This is a genomic window from Amycolatopsis sp. NPDC059027 (genome assembly GCF_042739735.1).
GTDB lineage: Bacteria > Actinomycetota > Actinomycetes > Mycobacteriales > Pseudonocardiaceae > Amycolatopsis.
Map to the genome: position 1 here is coordinate 41,390 of NZ_JBHYIK010000039.1, position 2,196 is coordinate 43,585.

The window sequence follows — 2,196 nt, forward strand, 5'->3', positions numbered from 1 at the left end:
CCACCGCCCCCCCGCGCCCCAGACCTTCGGTGACTGTGGGGGTTGGGTCCCCCGCGGGGGCGCGCCGGCCGGGGCCCCCCCCCCCACCGGCGTTCAGCACAGCTTGGCGGACACCGCGTTGCTGGTCCGGTCACCCGCTGAGATCGCCAGCACCGGGCCGCAGAAGACCGGCACCCCACTGGTTTCCCCGCTCAGGTCGGAACCCCACGCCACGACCTCCCCGGTCGACTTCAGCGCCAGGTTGTGACTCCAGCCCGCCTCGATCGCCACGACGCCGGAAAGCGCGGCGGCGGGCACCTCGGTCTGATGCTCGTCGTTGGCGCCCCACGCGAGCACGCCACCGTCCTTCAACGCCAGGCTGTGGTTGTACCCGGCGGAAATCATGGTGACCCCCGCGGTGGCCGCGGCGGGAACGGTGGACTGCCCGTAGGTGTTGGCACCCCAGGCGAGCACCCCGCCGTTCTTCAGCACCAGGTTGTGATCCCCGCCCGCCGCGATCGCGGAAACCCCGGACTGCGCCGCCGGGGGCACGTCGGAGCGGGTGCCCCAGCTGATCACCTGACCGCCCTGTCTGAGGGCCAGGCTGTGCTGCGCGGTGGTCGCGATGTCCACCACACCACTGGCCGCGGCGGCCGGGACGGCCGTCTGGCCGTACCAGTCGTTGCCCCAGGCGAGCACTTTGCCGTTCTTCAGCGCGAGTTCGTGCGCCCAGCCCGAGGCGATCCGGCTCACGCCCGACGTCGCCTCGGCCGGCACCTCGGTCTGGCCGAAGTTGTTGTCGCCCCAGGCGAAAACGCCGCCGTTCCGGATGGCCAGGGTGTCCAGCGAACCCGCCGACACGGCGGTCACGCCCGCACCCGTCTCCGGTGGCGCGGGCACGGCCCCGTAGTCCGTGGCGCCCCAGGCCACCACACCGCCGTCGGCCGGGGCGGCCAGCGCCCCGGTCGCGGTGAGGACCGGCGCGCACAACACCGCCACCGCCGCGAACACCACACCCCGCCGGGACACCTTTCGACAACCGCAAGTACGCGTCATGGCAGTCTCTTTCTCGCTTCGAATATTCTCGCGTTCTCCCGCCAAGATCGAAGAATGATATCCCGCCACAACCGATCCCCCGCGTCCCGAACCGTCTTTGTCACCACCCGAGCAGGCAGCGCGGATAATTACTCGGCCGATGACAAGAAAACCGGCTCCGAAACACCACGTCACCCCGGTACCGGTACAAGTCTTGTTCGCTACGAAACCCACGAGTAACCTCGATACCGGCAGGTAAGCTGGGAGGCACGGCCGTACATCAGCCTTACATATCACCACAGTGCTCTGCGGCCCGACGAATGTACCGGAATCCGGTTGTCCACCACCGAAGCCCGACACGAACGGCGCGGAAGCAGCGGTCTGCCGAGGGGTCGAACTGGATCAAAGGAGATAGCAGTCATGTCCCGACTCAGGAAGTTGTCCGCCCGCGCGGTGACGACGGGCGCCGCCGTCGGCGCGGCGATCGTCCTCACCGCCGGCACCGCGATGGCCGCCACGGTCACCTACAAGGTCGGGGACCCGACCACGAACCCGCCCACCGGCGTCACGTATCTCTGCACGTTCCCCGGGATCCAGCCGCAGCCGGTGGTGGTGACCGCACAGCTCGACGCGCCGGACTCCATCCCGTCGGGCGGCACGGCGACACCGTCCAATGTGGGCGGTACGGCCACGATCACCGGAGCGGTCCACTCCCTGCTCACCGCCGTGGGCTACGACGGCATCCGCGGCACGGCCAGTGTCCCGGTCACTCTCGCCAACGGGACCCTGTCGCAGCCCGCCGCGACCGGCCTGGAGGTCCCGGAGAAGATCTATCCAGCCGACGGCAAGCCGATCACCGTCGTCATCTCGCAGGTGGCGACCTCCAGCATCCCGACCGCCACCGCGGGCAGCCCCGGCACCGCGACGCTGTCGCTCGGCCAGCAGCTCACCGCGCAGTTGCAGTTCCACCGCGGTTCGACCAACACCTGGACGTCGTACAACATGACGTGCAACCTGAAGGCCACGACACCGCCGCAGAACACCGCGTTCACCCCGTCGATCACCATCACCTAGCCCACGACGGCCGGGGGGGGGGGGGGGGCCCCCGCCCCCCCCCCCCCCCCCCCCCCCCCCCCAACCCCCCCCCCCCCCCCACCAAAAAACACAAAACCCCCCCCCCCG

At 70.2% G+C, this 2,196-nt stretch carries 2 protein-coding genes; one reads left to right on the plus strand and one right to left on the minus strand.

All coding sequences use genetic code 11. The features are described from left to right. Positions 1–93: 93 nt before the first annotated feature. Positions 94–1,008, minus strand: coding sequence for an RCC1 domain-containing protein (locus tag ACFWY9_RS25920; RefSeq protein WP_378328929.1), 915 nt, complete (start codon positions 1,006–1,008; stop codon positions 94–96). Positions 1,009–1,434: 426 nt separating this feature from the next. Between ACFWY9_RS25920 and ACFWY9_RS25925 the strand changes: the two genes are divergently transcribed. Further along, positions 1,435–2,088, plus strand: coding sequence for a DUF6801 domain-containing protein (locus ACFWY9_RS25925; RefSeq protein ID WP_378328930.1), 654 nt, complete (start codon positions 1,435–1,437; stop codon positions 2,086–2,088). Positions 2,089–2,196: the final 108 nt, after the last annotated feature.